This is a genomic window from Akkermansia sp. KLE1798 (assembly GCF_001580195.1).
Taxonomy (GTDB): Bacteria; Verrucomicrobiota; Verrucomicrobiia; order Verrucomicrobiales; family Akkermansiaceae; genus Akkermansia; species Akkermansia biwaensis.
This window is the reverse complement of sequence record NZ_KQ971097.1, coordinates 40,915-57,378: the sequence shown is the minus strand read 5'-3', so window position 1 is coordinate 57,378 and position 16,464 is coordinate 40,915. Positions and strand designations below refer to the sequence as shown.

12 protein-coding genes are annotated in these 16,464 nt (G+C 58.0%); 4 read left to right on the top strand and 8 right to left on the bottom strand.

The features are described 5' to 3' along the window. Window positions 1-17 precede the first annotated feature (17 nt). From HMPREF3039_RS11930 to HMPREF3039_RS11915, 4 genes are all read right to left on the bottom strand, one after another. Complete coding sequence (locus HMPREF3039_RS11930; RefSeq protein WP_067572262.1) at window positions 18-308, bottom strand: hypothetical protein; 291 nt, start codon at window positions 306-308, stop codon at window positions 18-20. A 31-nt stretch (window positions 309-339) separates the two neighbouring features. Next, a complete protein-coding gene (locus HMPREF3039_RS11925) occupies window positions 340-933 on the bottom strand; it encodes a peptidylprolyl isomerase (RefSeq protein WP_082770127.1) in 594 nt (197 codons plus the stop codon). 160 nt (window positions 934-1,093) lie between these two features. Beyond that, complete coding sequence (locus HMPREF3039_RS11920; protein ID WP_067572264.1) at window positions 1,094-2,437, bottom strand: MFS transporter; 1,344 nt, start codon at window positions 2,435-2,437, stop codon at window positions 1,094-1,096. A 278-nt stretch (window positions 2,438-2,715) separates the two neighbouring features. After that, window positions 2,716-4,185, bottom strand: coding sequence for a carbon starvation CstA family protein (locus HMPREF3039_RS11915; protein WP_067572266.1), 1,470 nt, complete (start codon window positions 4,183-4,185; stop codon window positions 2,716-2,718). Between the two features lie 394 nt (window positions 4,186-4,579). Between HMPREF3039_RS11915 and HMPREF3039_RS11910 the strand changes: the two genes are divergently transcribed. Both HMPREF3039_RS11910 and HMPREF3039_RS11905 read left to right on the top strand, forming a co-directional pair. Further along, window positions 4,580-5,347 carry a PEP-CTERM sorting domain-containing protein gene (locus HMPREF3039_RS11910; RefSeq protein ID WP_167506748.1) on the top strand — a complete coding sequence of 256 codons (768 nt, stop codon included), beginning with the start codon at window positions 4,580-4,582 and terminating at the stop codon, window positions 5,345-5,347. 186 nt (window positions 5,348-5,533) lie between these two features. Further along, entirely contained in the window at window positions 5,534-9,790 is a 4,257-nt protein-coding gene (locus HMPREF3039_RS11905; RefSeq protein ID WP_067572270.1) for a sulfatase-like hydrolase/transferase, read from the top strand. 451 nt (window positions 9,791-10,241) lie between these two features. On the opposite strand, the gene rbfA is transcribed toward HMPREF3039_RS11905, so the two are convergent. The 3 genes from rbfA to nusA all read right to left on the bottom strand — a co-directional run bounded on the left by rbfA (window position 10,242) and on the right by nusA (window position 14,164). After that, window positions 10,242-10,619, bottom strand: a complete 378-nt coding sequence (gene rbfA, locus HMPREF3039_RS11900; RefSeq protein WP_067572272.1) for a 30S ribosome-binding factor RbfA — start codon at window positions 10,617-10,619, stop codon at window positions 10,242-10,244. 145 nt (window positions 10,620-10,764) lie between these two features. After that, window positions 10,765-12,825, bottom strand: coding sequence for a translation initiation factor IF-2 (infB, locus tag HMPREF3039_RS11895; protein ID WP_067572273.1), 2,061 nt, complete (start codon window positions 12,823-12,825; stop codon window positions 10,765-10,767). Between the two features lie 43 nt (window positions 12,826-12,868). Then, window positions 12,869-14,164 (bottom strand): transcription termination factor NusA, encoded by a 1,296-nt coding sequence (gene nusA / locus HMPREF3039_RS11890; protein ID WP_067572275.1) that lies wholly within the window; start codon window positions 14,162-14,164, stop codon window positions 12,869-12,871. A 254-nt stretch (window positions 14,165-14,418) separates the two neighbouring features. On the opposite strand from nusA, the gene HMPREF3039_RS11885 reads away from it, so the two are divergent. After that, entirely contained in the window at window positions 14,419-15,180 is a 762-nt protein-coding gene (locus tag HMPREF3039_RS11885) for an exodeoxyribonuclease III (protein WP_067572277.1), read from the top strand. Between the two features lie 27 nt (window positions 15,181-15,207). Continuing rightward, window positions 15,208-15,819: a non-canonical purine NTP pyrophosphatase gene (locus tag HMPREF3039_RS11880; protein ID WP_082770121.1), complete on the top strand. Its 612-nt coding sequence runs from the start codon at window positions 15,208-15,210 to the stop codon at window positions 15,817-15,819. Between the two features lie 61 nt (window positions 15,820-15,880). On the opposite strand, the gene HMPREF3039_RS11875 is transcribed toward HMPREF3039_RS11880, so the two are convergent. Beyond that, window positions 15,881-16,456, bottom strand: a complete 576-nt coding sequence (locus HMPREF3039_RS11875; RefSeq protein ID WP_067572279.1) for a tRNA 5-(aminomethyl)-2-thiouridylate-methyltransferase MnmM — start codon at window positions 16,454-16,456, stop codon at window positions 15,881-15,883. Window positions 16,457-16,464: the final 8 nt, after the last annotated feature.

The following is a 16,464-nucleotide window of genomic DNA, read 5'->3' as shown; positions in this document are numbered from 1 at the left end:
ATTGGTTGTAGAATGGATCAATGTGTTTGATGAATGGTGGGGAAGAGAGGTGATAGTTCCTTTCTTCTGTCAATGACGAGCCAGGACCATTTGCGGCACCGGGGACAACGGCCGAAGTTCCTCTTCCTGCCGGATGATTTGTAAAGAATGCCGTATTTCCCGAAGGGTTCTTCCAGACCGCACTTGCTGCAGTGCATTACCCAGCCGGGCGCCCTTTCCTCCCATTTGGCCAGGTTTTCCGGCGTTGCCTCCACTTCCCTGGGAGTGGAAATGTAGTCGATCAGCCGGGTGAAAACGTTAGGAGCCATAGGGGGAGCAATACGGGCAGGTGAGCATGAACTACTTCTGTGCGTCCAGCGTCTTGTTCCACTCGGCCACCCGGGAGGCTTCCGCTTTCAGAACGGCGTCCGCATTAGCTTTGTCCAGAATGCGGATGTCCTTGATTTTGTCCCCGCGGGCAATGGAGTTGACGACGGCCTGTCCCTTCAGCACTTTCCCGAAGACGGTATGGCGTCCGTCAAGATGGGGCGTGGCGACGTGGGTGATGAAGAACTGGGAGCCGTTGGTCCGGGGACCGCGGTTTGCCATGGAAAGGATGCCGGGGCCGTCGTGTTTGAGGTCCGGGGAGAATTCGTCTTCAAACTCGTAGCCGGGGCCGCCCATGCCCGTGCCCTGGGGGTCGCCTCCCTGGATCATGAAGTCCGGAATCACCCGGTGGAAGGTTACTCCCTTGTAATAGCCCCTGTTGATGAGGTTCAGGAAGTTGGCGACAGTGACGGGCGCCTTGGAGGGATAGAGGGCCAGTTCAATGTCCCCCTTGGTGGTGGACATGACCACTTTCACGTCCTTGAGTCCGGCGGTGGAGTCGGCGCAGGCCGTAAAGCCCGCCAGGGCGCACAAGGAACACAGCAGAAGGGTAAAATACTTTTTCATGGCTTCTTGTTGTTCCCCCATGTTGCCCTAAGAGAAGCCGGTTTGCAAGTAAATCGCGTGCCCTGACGGGAGAGTGCCGCACGCCAACAGGAATTGGAAGCGGGGGATCAGAGGCGTCAAAGGCATTTTTGATCTCAATATGCTGTTTTTAAATGATTTTTCATACCACTCCTCCGGCTGCGCGGGAAAAACGGAAGATCAGACAGGTCATGCACAGGCTCAGGATGCCCATCACGACGAATTGCCAGGAGGGGGGGATGACCAGCATCATGGCATATTGGAATCCCACGGCTGCAAGGCCCAGCACGCAGTCCACGAGGTTCCCGGCGGCGATCATGTCGCCGCGCTTGTCGTTGTCCGCCCGGTCCTGAAAGAAGGCGTTCAGCGGCACCAGGAACAGGGCGGCGGAGATGCCGGCCGCCATCAGCAGGGCGTAGAAGACGGATGAAGTCATGGAGACCGTGGAAAGGGCCAGGCAGCTCAACGCCATCAGCGCACCCCCCGCCACGGAGACTTTCATGCGGATGTGGTGCCTGCACATCAGGGAGGCGAGGATGCCCCCCAGTACGGTACCGCCGCTCATCCAGGCCATCAGCACGGCCCCCACGGAGCTGAAATCGTCGCCGCCGCCGGAGATTTCCTTGGCCATCTGGATGGTCATCAGCATCACGGTACCGCCAAAAAACCAGAAGTAGCCTATGCCCATTTCGCTGACGCGCAAGTTCCTGTTTTTCCACATTTTGGAAAGCTGGTGGAAGTGCTCGTAAAACAGAGACCAGGAAAAAGGCCTGAACCCTTCCGGAGCGTACCGCGGAAGATAGAAGCTGGAAATCGCCACGGGAATGGCCAGCAGAAGGAATACCAGACATGGGAAGGAGGCTGCGTACCAGCCGTCGCTGAGGCCGGAGGGTTTCAGCCATGCGTCAAACCACTGGAAGAAGCCGTCCCCCAGCAAATGATGCCAGACGGTGTCCGTGGAAGGCTCCAGCAGGTAGCGGAACCAGACGAAGACGCCTATCTGCCCGATCAGCAGGCTGAGGATGGAGGCCATTTCCACAATGCCGCTGGCAAATCCCATGCGGGACGTTCCCACAATGTCCTTCACGATTCCCTTTTTTGACGGACTGAAAATGGTGGCCTGCAAGGCAAAGACGCAGAACCACAGAATGGCTCCGTTCAGGTTGTGGGAGCGCAGGCTCCAGTACATTCCCCCCAGTACGCATATTTGGAGAAGGGCCATGAATTGAATGATGCGCGCCTTGCAGAAGCGGTCGGACAGCCACCCGACAAAGGGGGAAAACAGGATGAAGGGAAGAACGATGATGGCCCCCAGCGGATATTCCAGGTCCCCCTGCGTACCGTACAGCCATACGCCCAAGGGAATCAGCAGGAACTGGGCCCCCTTTTCGTTGAAGGAGTTCTGCGCCTGGATCAGCACGAGCCGCCAGAAGGCGCCCCAGGGCACTTTGTCAACCGGTCCGGGGGTGTGGGAGTCATGTTTCATGAAATCATATGCTTGGTTCCTCCGTTTTTCTGGATTCAGTACGGGATTCCGGACCAGGCAGGGCGGCCCGGCAAAGGGCGCCTGTCCGCGGAGCTTAACTTTTCCCCGTGTCGCTGGCAAGCCGGAAGAGCCTTGGGGGCCGCATCCCGGGGGGGCATCAGTATCCGGGGGCTATAGGTGGAAGGGATGCCGCTCCCGGGGGAGATGCCGTGGAGGAACGCAGAAGGGAGGCTCCGTACCTTCAGCTCATGGGACCTCCCGTTTTGGCTTCCGGTATTTTATGCAATTTCTTCCGATTCCCTCAGCCCGGAGCTGCGGAACAGGCAGAGAACGCCAATGACGGCCACCGCCACGACGCTGGCGATAAGCGACGCCTCATAACCGAACCCGCACATTTCCGGGCTGGAAAACAGGTATTGGAGGACAACCAGGCTCAGGAACGCGGCGGGAACGGCGGCTATCCAGCAACAGCGGGTTTTGCTGCGCAGATAAATGGAAACGGCCCACAGCGTGGACGCCGCCAGGAGCTGGTTGGCCCAGCCGAAGTACTGCCAGATAATGTTGTAATCCATGCTGCTCACGGCGATGGCCACGGCAAACAGGGGGATGGCGATCATCAGGCGGCGGCTCAACTGCTCCTGGTTCAGCTTGAAGCAGTCGGCAATCATCAGGCGCGTTACCCGCAGGGCTCCGTCTCCCGTGCTGATGGGCAGGATCACGACGCCGATCATTACCAGAATGGACCCCACATGTCCCATCCAGGATTCCGAAATCATCTGGATGGCCAGGGCAGGGGCTTTCCCGTTGGCGGTGGCTATGCCCAGCGCTTCCGGAGAACCGTAGAAGGTCAGGGCGGCTGCGGCCCAGATGAAGGCGATGATGCCTTCCGTAATCATGGCCCCGCCGAAGACGGGCAGGCCTTCCTTTTCCGTTTTCAGGCAGCGGGCCATCAGGGGGGACTGGGTGGCGTGGAAGCCGCTCACGGCTCCGCAGGCAATCGTGATGAACATGACCGGGAACAGCGGGAATTCCGCCGGATGGCGGTTGTGGAAAAAGTCCATGTCCGGCAGCACCTCCATGCGGGGGATGTGCATCCAGTACGGCAGGGATTCCGCAAAGGGCATCAGCAGCATCACGCCCAGGATGCCGGCCACCATGATGATCAGCGCTACGGAAAAGAGGGGGTACACCCGCCCCATGATGGCCTGGATGGGCAGAATGGTAGCCAGAAAATAGTAGCCGAAGATGATCCAGACCCATGTGGAGACGCTCCACCCCGTCATCGGGGCCAGAATGGCGGCAGGCCCTACCGCGAACACCACCCCCACCAGCACGCTGAACACAATGCAGGCCGCGCGGCTGATCCACTGGGCCTGGCTTCCCAGATAGCGGCCCAGGATTTCCGGAAGGTTCTCCCCTTTGTGCCGCAGGGAGATCATGCCGGAGAAATAGTCGTGCACCATGCCGCCGAAGATGCAGCCGAACACGATCCAGAGCAGGGCGGCGGGGCCGTACAGCACCCCCATCACGGCTCCGAAAATGGGGCCCAGCCCTGCGATGTTCAGCAATTGAATCAGGAAGATGCGCCAGCGCGGCATGACCACGTAATCCACGCCGTCCGTGTATGCCACGGCCGGTGTCCGGCGTTCCGCGTCCGGCTGGAAAATCCGCTCCAGCACGCGTCCGTACGTGAAATATCCGGCCGCCAGGACCAGCATTCCCAGAATGAAGTAGCAGTAACCGTTCATGTTGAAAAGGCGGCTTCCCGGGCAGAAATAACAAGAGGCCGTCCGCGTGTGAAACGTAGCTTTTCCACTGCATTCTGGCAAGACGTTATTGATCTGCAGATTCCGGATTTTTTACCCGGAAAATGAAAATAAACACAATATCAACTTCCAGATAATCTGTGCGGATTGCAAATTCGCCCAAGATGAATATTTGTTTGAGAAATGATATAATTTATTGATGATAAATAATGAAATGATGATGAAATAAAAAGGCGCTCTTCGGTAGCCTGACTGTTTTTCTCAGAATCAATCGCTATAAATCATTTGGCCTGAAAAAAACATGTTGACTTCGAATTTGCAATCCGCTAAGAAGGACAGGCCGACCCATTGGCACTTTAACTTACCTCGCAGCATTATGAAGAAAACCTTGTTCCTGCTCTCATCGCTCGCACTGGCTGCGGCATCAGCTCAGGCTGCAGTCTTGTGCACGACGACATTCAACCGTACGGGTAACAGTCTTGGTACGGTAACAGTTAATACCCAGTCCGAATACGGGCTGACCAGCTCCACTTCCATTTCCGCTTCCGATTTCAACAAAGGCGGAAGCCCGGCCAGCGGCCAAAACGGAGATCTGCTCGGACAGAGTTCCATCCCGGCCTCGGTGGTGACTCCCAATTCCAATGTAGCAAGCGGCGGCTCCTGGAGCATGTCCTTTACGTTCACCAACACCGCTTCCCAGGACATGCAGATTTCTTCCATTGACCTGACAATGATAGGGGTGACCGGCGGTGGAAAAGCCCAGAATACTGGTAATGGCGTAGCAGGCCAGGAAGGATGGATCGGGGGTACGGCCACAGGCAACAAGCCTGTCAACCTGACCCTTTCCATAGAAGACGGCGGTTCGCAAACTCTTGTTTTCAATGCTGCCACGGATGGAACCGATTCAGGAAACTGGAACATGACCAGAACGGGAGGATATGATTTTCTCAACGGTTTTATTCTGAAGGAGGGAGAGTCGCTGACCATCACGATTGACGCTTCCAAGCATGAGGCCTATGACAAGGGCTGTTTTGCAGGGTTGTCCGGCATTCAGATCAATGGGGAGCTGGTTCCCGAACCAGCCACGGCGTCCCTCGGACTTCTGGGGCTGGCCGCATTGATGATGCGCCGCCGCAGGGCCTGACCATTCAGTAAAATTTAATCAAGCCGTCCTGTGGATTTTCTGAAGCAGGCGGCTTTTTCTTATCCAGCAAATTGATACATATTTTTTCACCTGATCCTGTCGTAACCATCTAATCCCTTTTCTCCGTTAGAATTTCCTGTCCCGTCCATTTTCATTCGGGGACTTTTTCCATTGACTGCCATGTTTATGCTTCGCTTCTTATCCGTCCTGGTTCCCTCCCTGCTGATTTTATCCCCTGTAAAAGGAGAGGATGTAGAATATGTCTGGAGAGGAACGGCAGGAAATACCTGGGGAACCTTGTCCAATTGGAGCGTAGGGGGAAATAACCCGACGGTTGTCCCGGGGGCCCAGTCTTCCGCCTACACGCATTGGATGGTCACCAATGGAGCGGATTCGGTGGGGAGAACGGATGTGGGAAGCCTGGGTAGCGGAGGAAGGTATCTGAAGGGTGTCCGGGTGGAGGGTATCAATAACCAGCCTGGAGGGAAAATTCAGTTTTTCATCAAGAATACGAGCAGTGGCGTTTACCTCCGTGTTCAGGATGGAGGCATCACCGTATCAAATACAAGCACGGGGGGATACAATGCGGATTTTGGAATTGCCCAGTTGCGTTTAGCGTCGGACCAGACCTGGCATGTGGACGAGGGACGCAGTTTTTATGTGGGGAGCGATGAAACGGCCCCCGCAGGAGGTCTCTACTCCCTGACTTCCGAAAATGATGCCGCCCGGCTGGTAACGCTGACGGGCGCCGGCGCCGTGCGCATCGGGGAGGGAATGATGCTGAATAATGTTTCCGGCGTGATCGGTTTCTTGATGAGTGCCGGACAGGGAACGCCCACACTGGATTTGGCGGACCGGGGAATGGCCAACACCATCACGGTTCAGGATACAGGGTGCCTGGAAGGCATGGCTCTGTATCAGGGTTCCCTGATTACCCGGGAGAATTCTTCCGTGACTTTCTCCGGGACTACGGCAAGGGTTTCCAGCTTATGGAATATCGGGAAAAACACGGCCATCGCGCTGGAAAGTTCCACCCTGGACATGTCTGAGGCGGGAGTGGAGGCGCAAGCGACTCTTTCCGGGACATCCGGAATTTCCGGTTCCCAGGGCACGCTGAAGCAGACGATTCTGGATGATGCCCAAATTACCTACACGGACAGGGAGGGCAAGCCGGGCGAAATTCAGTCCGTAGGGAAGAACGTCACCATTACCTTGAACAATTCCTCCGTTGATTTTAATGGAGAAGTTCCGGAAGTGAATCTGGTCGTCCAGGGCAATTGCACCCTGGCGGGAAGCGGAAATTTCAGCGGCACGATTACATACACTCCGGGCGCCACTCTCGCCGTGAAAGGGGAGATTACCCTTCCCAGTTCTTCCCTGACCTTGAGCCGTGCCCATGTAACCGCCCTGGATGGTGTGCCGCAGACCGGAGCCGTGCAGCCGGAAAATCCCTCCCTGCAGGCGCAGGAGTACGTCATTCAGTTTGATTCGTCTTTTGAAGACCTGATTGCCGAATGGCCGGGGAACCATACGCTGACGGTGCAGTTTGCGGAAGGGATGGAAGCGGCAATTACTGTAAAGGATCTTCCGAAGGGTGCGGTTTCCTGGAGCTATGACCGCACTTCCAGAAGGCTGGACCTGGTGACGAATGTGGCGGAAAAATCTTCCATGCCTTCCGGTGTATCCGGCTCCAAACCCAATATTATCTTCGTTCTGGTGGACGACATGGGGTGGGGGGATTTAAGCGTCAACTGGACGCAGCAAGATAAAAACGGCCGCCAGGTCACCCGCCGCAACAGCTTTGAAACCCCCACGCTGGATACGATGGCGGCGGAAGGGATGCAGTTGAGACGCCATTACAGCGCTGCGCCGGTATGTGCGCCGGCGCGGGCGTCCTTATTGCTCGGGGTGCACCAGGGGCACGCCCGGGTGGTGCGCAACAACACTTTTGATTTTCCCATTGAAAATTCCCATACGCTGGGAACCCTGCTGAAGAGCGCGGGCTACCATACGGCGGCCATCGGCAAATGGGGCGTGGGCGGAGCAGGGCAGAGCGGCAAGGCGCTGACGGGCGCACCCCATATGCGCGGCTTCGATTATTTTTACGGAATCATCAAGCATTTGGCAGGCCACTACCATTATTTGACGGCGGGCAATCAGGATATTTACGAATATGACGACCAGGCTTCCGCTCCCGCATGGACATCCGTCAATTCCAGGGTTCCCGGTACGGCCTATGATACGGACTTGTTCGGGGCCCGTGCCAAGCAGTGGATCATGGACCACCAGGCCAAGGCTTCTTCACAGCCTTTCTTCCTGTATCTGGCCTTCCCCGCCCCCCACGGGTGCCTGTCCGCTCCTGCCTGCGCCTATCCTGCCGGACTGGGAAAAACCGGCGGCCTGCAATGGGAGAAAAAAGACGGATATGAAGCTTCCAATACGGCTGCGACCGGCTGGTCGGGCGTGAATGGCACTTTTGGCCCGGATACCTACATTTATCCCGGACATGAGGCTTTTGGGCAAACGGAATCCCGGCACGCCACCATGATCCGGCGGGTGGACGACGTAATGAAGGACATGATCCAACTGCTCAAGGATCTGGGCATTGACGACAATACGATGATCGTTTTCACGTCCGACAACGGCCCTCACAATGAGGAGGGTTCGGGCAATTACAGAAACGGAGCCCAAAACCCGCGGTATTTCATGAGCTATGGGATGATGGACGGCATCAAGCGCGACTGCTGGGAAGGAGGCATGCGCGTCCCAACGGTAGTACGCTGGCCCGGAGTAATTCCGTCCAACGGCATCAGCCTGCACGCCAGCCAGTTCCACGATTGGATGGCCACTTTTGCGGATGCGGCGGGTGTTCCCGTTCCGTCCCGCTGCGATGGCGTTTCCCTGCTTCCAACACTGGTGGGCGTGCCGGAATGCCAGAGAAATGGAGTGATTTATTCGGAATATTCCAATCCCGGCGGCAGTACTCCTTCCAATGACGATTTCCTGGCCGCGCACAGGGGAAGGGGACGTACCCAGCAGCAAATTGTCTTTGTGGACGGTTTCAAGGGAGTGCGCATGGGAAATGCCGCCCCCGGAACGGATTTTGAAATTTACGATACGGAAAAGGACCCGCAGGAGTCCACCAATCTGGCTTCCTCCCGTTCGGATCTTCAGGAAAAAATGAAGGCGCAGGCATTGCGCATGCGCCGTCCTTCTCCCACGGCAACCACGAACTTCGACTCCGCGTACGTTACACCCGTTACGGCTCCTTCCGGTCTCCGGCAGGGGAGGTTGCGCCAGCGTGTGTGGAACCGCAGCTTTGACTGGGTGCCGGATTTCCGCCAGATGAATGAAGCCCCGGTCGTGACAGGGGCTACGGACGCTTCCGGCGTTCTTGACGTCAACCCGGGAATTTCCGGTCCGAAGGGCGTGGAACTTACCGGCTATCTTACCGTGCCTGTTACGGGGGAATATAAATTTTACCTGAAAACGGATTCCGATAAAGGTTCCAAAGCCTTTGTCCATTTACACGACATGCAGCTCCTTGATGCGGACTATGCCTATACGCCGGGAACGGAAATTGCCTCCAATGCGCGGGAAGGCGTTTCCAGCGATGTGCAGCCCAATGCCGTACAGACGGTCAAGCTCACGGCAGGCGTCCACCCGATCCGCATCGGCTACGTGGGCCAGGGTTCGTCGTCTTCCCTTTCCATGCAGTGGGAAAGTGCCGATGCGGGCATTTCCAAGCAGGACATCCCCGCCAGCGCGTTTTCCTATGAATACGTGAATCCTTTCAATGTCGATAAAACGGAGGAAGCCGTAGGCTTTGCCGCCGCGGAAACGACGCTGACCGTGCAGACCCAGCTGCCCTGGACCGCTTCCTGCGACCAGTCCTGGGTAACGGTCACGCCCGCCTCCGGGAACAGTACCGCGACGCTGGCTGTCAGTGTGGATGCCAATAACCAGGAAACGCAGCGTACGGCGGTTGTAACCGTTACCTGTGACGGCGAACAAAGGACTTTCACGCTGACGCAGAGTGCCGCACCGCCATTGACCGGATACGATAAATGGAAGAAGGACAAGTTTCCGCCTGGAACGACGGAAGACGACATGGCTCCGGAAGCCAGCCCCGCAGGGGACGGAATCAGCAACCTGATGAAGTATGCTACCGGACTCGATCCCTTGAAACCGTGCGGCAGCGTGACAACGCTGGGGGTACGGAAAGAAGAGGGAGGCCGGGAGTACCTGGTGCTGGATTGGCCGGTCAATACGGAAGCCGTGGATGTGGTTTTCAGCGTGGAAAGCTCCGCGGACCTGAAGACCTGGAATGAGGAGGAAACGGTAGTTCCGGCAGGTGACAAGGGAGAATTTCGGGATACAGTGGCCATTGATGAAAATGCGCCGCAACGCCGCTTTCTGCGTTTGAAGGTAACGAGAGAGTAGAATCCGGGCCTGTATTGGCATCGAAAATTGAATGCCGATACAGGCGGTACTCCATACCGGGATTTTTTGTGGTCCGGTTACCTTTTATTAATAGTGGATCATCGTTCCGGAGCTCTTCGGAAGATTTCTCCGGAATTTCTTCTCTTTGACGAGGTCTATTTCCGGCCGAAAAGCAAAGAACCGGGCACGGGCCGCAAGCCCGGCTGCACGGATTGCGCAGCGCGAGATTCACGAATGGTAAAGCGACCGTGGGAAGCAGTGACCAAACGTGTACTCCCAAAGGCGCTTATGGAAAGATACCTCCGGAAATCCCTGTTTGCCGGGAGTGACGGTTCCGGTGTCCGGGGCGAGAGTATCCTGTTTTTGACGGACAGATTTTTCTGCCTTCAACAGGTGGGGAGTATCCCTGATTTCCGGTATCCGGAGTGTTATTCCAGGGGGGCCACAAGATTCAGGCCTGCTCTTCCTCCGGATCTGCGGGAGGGGCTTTAGGCAGGTTTTTGTCAATGTCGTCCAGCAGGTTGACCAGATCAACTCCGCGCTGCGCGGAGTCGTCCAGCCGGAAGGAGAGGCGCGGAGTGTTGCGCAGAACGACTCTTTTGGCCACGGCCGACTGAATGAGACCGTGGCGGGAGTTCAGTTTTTCCAGCACCTGGGAAGGAGCCATGCGTCCCACGACGCCCACCCAGACCCGGGCTTCTTTCAGGTCATCCGTCACTTCCACTTCAATCACGGTGACAATCGTGCCGGGGAATTCAAAGTCCCGCTGGATGGTGGTGCCTATTTCCCGGCGGAGGAGTTCATTAACCTTGTCTGTGCGTCTGCTCATATGAAGAAATAGAGTAAGGGGCTGTCCGATCGTTCAATCGGAAGGGAGGATGATACGCGAATGGCAGAGATGGAAGCCCCATATCGGTCCTTCAGGAGGTCTGCGGGGCGGTTCCATCTCCGCTTCGGGAGAGGTATGTACTGGCTTAAAGCGTCTGCTGGATTTTTTCCAGCGTGTAGCATTCGATGATGTCGCCAGCTTCGTATTCGTTGAAGTCACCCAGGCGGATGCCGCATTCCAGACCGGCCCTGACTTCTTCCACTTCGTCCTGGAAGCGCCGGAGAGTGGACATCTTGCCGTCGAAAACGGGAGTTTTGTCACGGATGACGCGCGCTTCACAGCTGCGGAGGATTTTGCCGTCCTCAACCATGCACCCTGCGGCGCGGCCCTTGTTGAGCTTGAAGACCTGGAGAACCTTGGCATGGCCGATGATGGTTTCACGCGTTTCCGGTTCCAGCAGGCCCAGCATGGCGTCCCTCACCTGGTCGATGAGTTCGTACACGATGGAGTACAGTTTCACCTGCACGCCTTCACGCTTGAGCAGTTTCACGGCGTTGGATTCCACCTTGACGTTGAAGCCCAGGATGACGGCGTTAGAAGAGGAGGCCAGCAGCACATCCGATTCCGAGATGGGACCGGCGGCGGCGTTCAGGAAGACACATTCCACCTTGTCCGACTGGATGTCCATGATTGCCTTTTTAATAGCTTCCACGGAGCCCTGCACGTCCCCCTTCAAGAGAATCTTGAGCTGGGCCTTCTGGGTTCCGTCGCCCATCATGGCAAGCAGTTCCTCCATGCGGGCCTTGCGGGGCTGGGCCAGGCGCTGCTTGCGCAGTTCCTCCTGGCGTTCTTCGCCCAGTTTCTTCGCCGCGCGTTCGGATTCCATTTCCACGAGTTCGTCGCCCACGTTCGGGGTTTCGGAAAAGCCGATGATTTCCACGGGCATCCCGGGGCCGACTTTTTTGACGCGTTCGCCGTGGTCGTTGACCAGGGCGCGCACCTTGCCGGCGTAAGGACCGCAGATGAAGGGCATGCCGATGCGGATGGTGCCGCTTTCCACGATGGCCGTGGCGGAACTTCCGGTGCCGGGCTCTACGCGGGCTTCAATGATGGATGCGCGGCAGTTGGCCTTGGGATTGGCCTGGAGTTCGAGCACTTCCGACTGGAGGGAAAGGAGGCCGAGCAGGTCGTCGATGCCGTCCCCGGTCAGGGCGGAGACTTCCACGCATTCCACATCGCCGCCGAAGTCCGTGGGAACCAGCCCTTCTTCCATCAGGCCGCTCTTGGTCTTCATGGGGTCTGCCGCAGCAAGGTCGCATTTGTTGATGGCCACGATGATGGTCTTGCCGGCCGCCTTGGAATGGGCGATGGCTTCCCGCGTCTGGGGCATGATGCCGTCATTGGCGGCTACGACGAGCACGACGATGTCCGTCACGTCCGCTCCTCGGGCGCGCATTTCCGTAAAGATGGCGTGGCCGGGCGTGTCCAGGAAGGTGAGGGTGTTGCCGTTGTAGTCAACCGTATAAGCGCCGATGTGCTGTGTGATGCCGCCGGCTTCACCCTTGGCCACGTGGGCCTTGCGGATGTAGTCCAGCAGGGAGGTTTTCCCGTGGTCCACATGGCCCATGACCGTGATGATGGGCGTGCGGGTGATGAGGGTGGCTTTGGGTTCTTCCACGACCGGGACGGGTTCCGGTTCCTTCAGCGGTTCCTGCTGGGCCTTGACTCCGCCTCCTTTTTCCCGTTTTTCACGGGCGAAGGTGTAGCCGTGCAGGTCACAGATGGCACTGACGGCGTCAGCGTCCAGCGGCGTGTTCGGGTTGGCGAAGATGCCCATGCCCATCAGGTCCTTGATGATCTGGAAAGGCTTGGCTTGAAGCAGAGCGGCCAGCTCGGAGACGGAAACGGGCGGCTTGAGGTTGATGACCTTGTCTCCGGAAGACGGTTCCTCTTCCTGCGGCGCGGGTGCGGCGGCAGGGGCTAGCTGGACGGATTCGGGAGCCGGTTCGGCGGGAACGGGAGCAGGCGCTTTTTTCTTGGGGCCGGAAAGCAAGTCGAGAGCTTCTTTCTTGGCCGGAGCCGGACGGGGGGTGGGCGCCGGAGCCGGAACGGGTTCGGGCTGCGGTGCACGTTTCTTTTTGGGAGATCCGCCGATCAGATCCAGCACTTCTTTTTTGGGTTCGTTCTCTTCTTGTTTATTAGGCATTTGATTTTAAATTGGTTAGATATTGAGCGCCATGCTCAATGGTTTATTGGGAAATGAGGTCCCGGGCCTTGTCCAGAATCTGGGCGGCTTCCTCTGCGGGAATGCCCATGCTTTCCGCGATGTCGGAGGCTTCAAATCCGGTGAGGGCCACCAGGTCCGTTCCCCCCATGGTCACGAGGCCCATGGCGGTTTCTTCCGGGATTTCCAGTTGTTCGCTGAGGGTTTTCGCCGCGGCCTGGCACTGGCGCATCACTTCTTCAGCGGCTGCCTGGCTCTGGAGTTTTTCAGCTTCCTGAACGTCAAAGACGCGCACCTGGACATCCCAGCCCATCAGGCGGGAGGTGAGGCGGGCGTTCTGGCCCCTGCGGCCGATGGCCTTGGAGAGGTCCTTGTCGTCCTGGACGATGACGAAGACCCTCTTGGCGTCTTCGTCCACGGTTATTTCCCGGGGCTCCACGGGGCTGAGGGCCTCCCGGACGAATTCGACGGGGTCCTCCGTCCATTCCAGGATGTCCACCTTTTCATTGTTGAGCTCCCGGACAATGTTTTTAACGCGGGCTCCGCGCATGCCCACGCATGCTCCCACGGGGTCCACCTTGTCGTCGTGGCTGATGACAGCCACCTTGGTGCGGTAGCCGGCTTCGCGGGCGATGCCGTGGATTTCCACCGTCTGGTCCCCGATTTCCACCACTTCCGATTCAAAGAGGCGGCGCACCAGGTTCGGGTGGCTACGGGAAAGGATGACTTCCGGTCCGCGGCCTTCCGTGCGCACTTCCACCACGTAGAAGCGCATGCGGTCGCCTACGCTGTAGTCTTCGTTCGGCACGCGCTCGCGGGAGGTCATGACGCCCTCGAATTTTCCGAGGTCCACAAAGATGTCCCCTTTCTCAAAGCGGCGGATGGTGCCCGTGACCAGATCGCCGGCACGGTCCTTGAACTCGTCGTACAGCATTTCCTTTTCGGCATCCAGCAGTTTCTGGAGCATCGTCTGGCGTGCGGTCTGCACGGCGATGCGGCCGAAGCCCTTGGGGGTGATGTTGGTGGCCAGCAGGTCGTGCAGGACGGCATTCTGGTCCAGCTTGACGGCCAGAGAGAGGGGGATCTGGTTGAATTTGTCCTTGTATTCTTCATCCGGAACTACTTCCAGATCAGCAAAGATGCGCACCTTGCCCTTGTCCACGTTGATTTCAGCCCGGAGGTAGTTGATGGAGCCGGAGCCGGGGACCATTTTGCGGTAGGCGGACAGGAAGGCAGATTCCAGAGCGAGGAGAATTTTTTCACGGGAGAGCCCTTTTTCCCTCTCGTAGTAGTCGATCAAAGCTTTAATGTCGTTTGTCATGAGCGTAGAGATGTGTGATGGATAGACAAAAAAGAGCGGGTCGACAGACCCACTCTCGAGTGCCTCTCGGGGTGTTTGCCTATCTAAGTAAGCATGGCCCCTGCCGGTTGGCAAGAAAAAACACTTGTTCCGTGCGGCATGCAAGATACTGGGGATGATTCCGGAAGAAGGGTTTGCACGGAGGGACGCAGCAGGGCCGCCGAAGGGGAGTTTGAGGGCTTGACGGGAAGGGGAAAAACGGGAAGTATGCCCGCATGAAACTCGTTTCTTGGAACGTGAACGGATTGCGCGCGATTCTGGGCAAGGGGCTGGGAGAAGCCGCGGATGCGCTTGGGGCGGACATTCTCTGCCTTCAGGAGATCAAGGCGCGTCCGGAACAGGTGGATGATTTGTGGCTGTCTTCCTGGCCGTACCAGCTCTGGAATCCGGCGGAAAAGGCGGGTTATTCCGGAGTGCTGGTTCTCAGCCGCGTGAAGCCCCTGTCCACGTCCACAGGCATCGGCTGGCCGGAACACGACCGGGAAGGGCGCGTGTGCACCATGGAGTTCGAGCAATTTTACCTGGTCAACTGCTATACGCCCAATTCCCAGAGCGAGCTGGCGAGGCTGCCCTACCGGCAACAGTGGGATCAGGCGTTCCGCAATTACGTGGCCGGCCTGGCGGCCGTCAAGCCGGTCGTTTTCTGCGGCGATTTGAACGTGGCCCATCAAGAAATCGACATCGCACGGCCCAAGGACAATCGTTTCTCCGCCGGGTTCACTGACGAAGAACGCTCCGGGTTCACGCAGTTGCTGAAAGCCGGATTTACCGATACGTTCCGCCTGCTGCATCCGGAGGAACCGTCCTGGTACAGCTGGTGGTCGTACCGCGGTGGTGCGCGTGCCCGGAACATCGGCTGGCGCATTGATTATTTCTGCGTTTCCGATTCTCTGGCTCCCAGGGTGAAGAGCGCGGCCATCCATATGGACGTGACGGGTTCCGACCATTGCCCCGTAAGCCTGGAAATTGACTGCTGAGAAAAAACACGACACGAGAATTTCAACATGATGCAACAGGAATTGCCATTGCTGGTGGTTGCCACGCGCAACGCCCATAAAACCGGGGAAATCCGTGCCATGCTGGCCGGGAAATGGGAGGTAAGGGACCTTTCCGACTATCCCCAGGCTCCTCCCGTGGAAGAAACCGGCGTTACGTTTACGGAAAACGCCACGCTCAAGGCCGTCTCCGCCTCCAAATGCATTCCCGGCATTGTTCTGGCGGACGATTCCGGGCTGGAGGTGGATATTCTGGGTGGCCGTCCGGGCGTCTGGTCCTCTTCCTTCGGGGGAGAGGAGGGCAATCACGAACGGAACAACCGCCGTATGCTGGAAGAATTGCGGAAGGCCGGAGTGCGCCCGGGAGACAAGCCTGCCGCGCGCTTCCGCTGTGTGATGGTTTTGGCCCGCGAAGGCGCGGTACTGGCGGAATTTTCCGGCTCTGTAGAAGGGCACATGCTGACGGAATTGACCGGGGAAGGGGGATTCGGTTATGATCCCCTGTTTGTGCCGGAAGGGTATGGGCAGAGTTTCGCCCAGCTCCCCATGGAGGTGAAGAATTCCATGTCCCACCGGGGCCGTGCGCTGGCGCAGGTGGTGGAGTGGATGCGCCGGGCGTGAGAAAAGCAGTTTCTTGAACATGTCCCGGTCTCCGTTCGCCTTTCGGGAGGGCTGAGGGATGTCAATCCAGCCTGAATGCGCAGATTTGGAACGGTGCGGGCGTGGAAGTGTTCAGAAGCTGGTATTTGCCTGTTCTCCACAAGTGATGGGGAAGCCGGGAAAGGAGTTGTTCCACGGCGGCGGCCTCCGTGTTTCCTCCCTCGTGGCCCGGATAGCACATGACGCTGAGGATTCCGTTGGGGGCTGTCAGGTTCACGGCCTGTTCCAGGGCCGCCAGAGTGGAATCCGTACGGGTGATGAGGTTCCTGTCGCCGCCGGGCAGGTAGCCCAGGTTGAACATGATTGCTTTGACCGGACCGCGGACCAGTTCCGCGAGGCGCGAGTGGCTGGTCAGATGGAAACAGACAGCATCCGTAAGCAGCCCTTCTTCTCTCAGGCGTTCCCTGGCGGAGCGGAGCGCCTCTTCCTGAATGTCGAAGGCGTGCACTTTCCCTCCCGGACCGACCAGGCGTGCCAGAAACGCAGTATCGTGCCCGTTTCCCGCTGTGGCGTCCACCACCGTGTCTCCGGGCAGGACGAGACGGCTGATCCAGTCGTGCGCGCAGGTCATGGGCCGGCTGAGCAGGGAACACTTCATGACCGGGT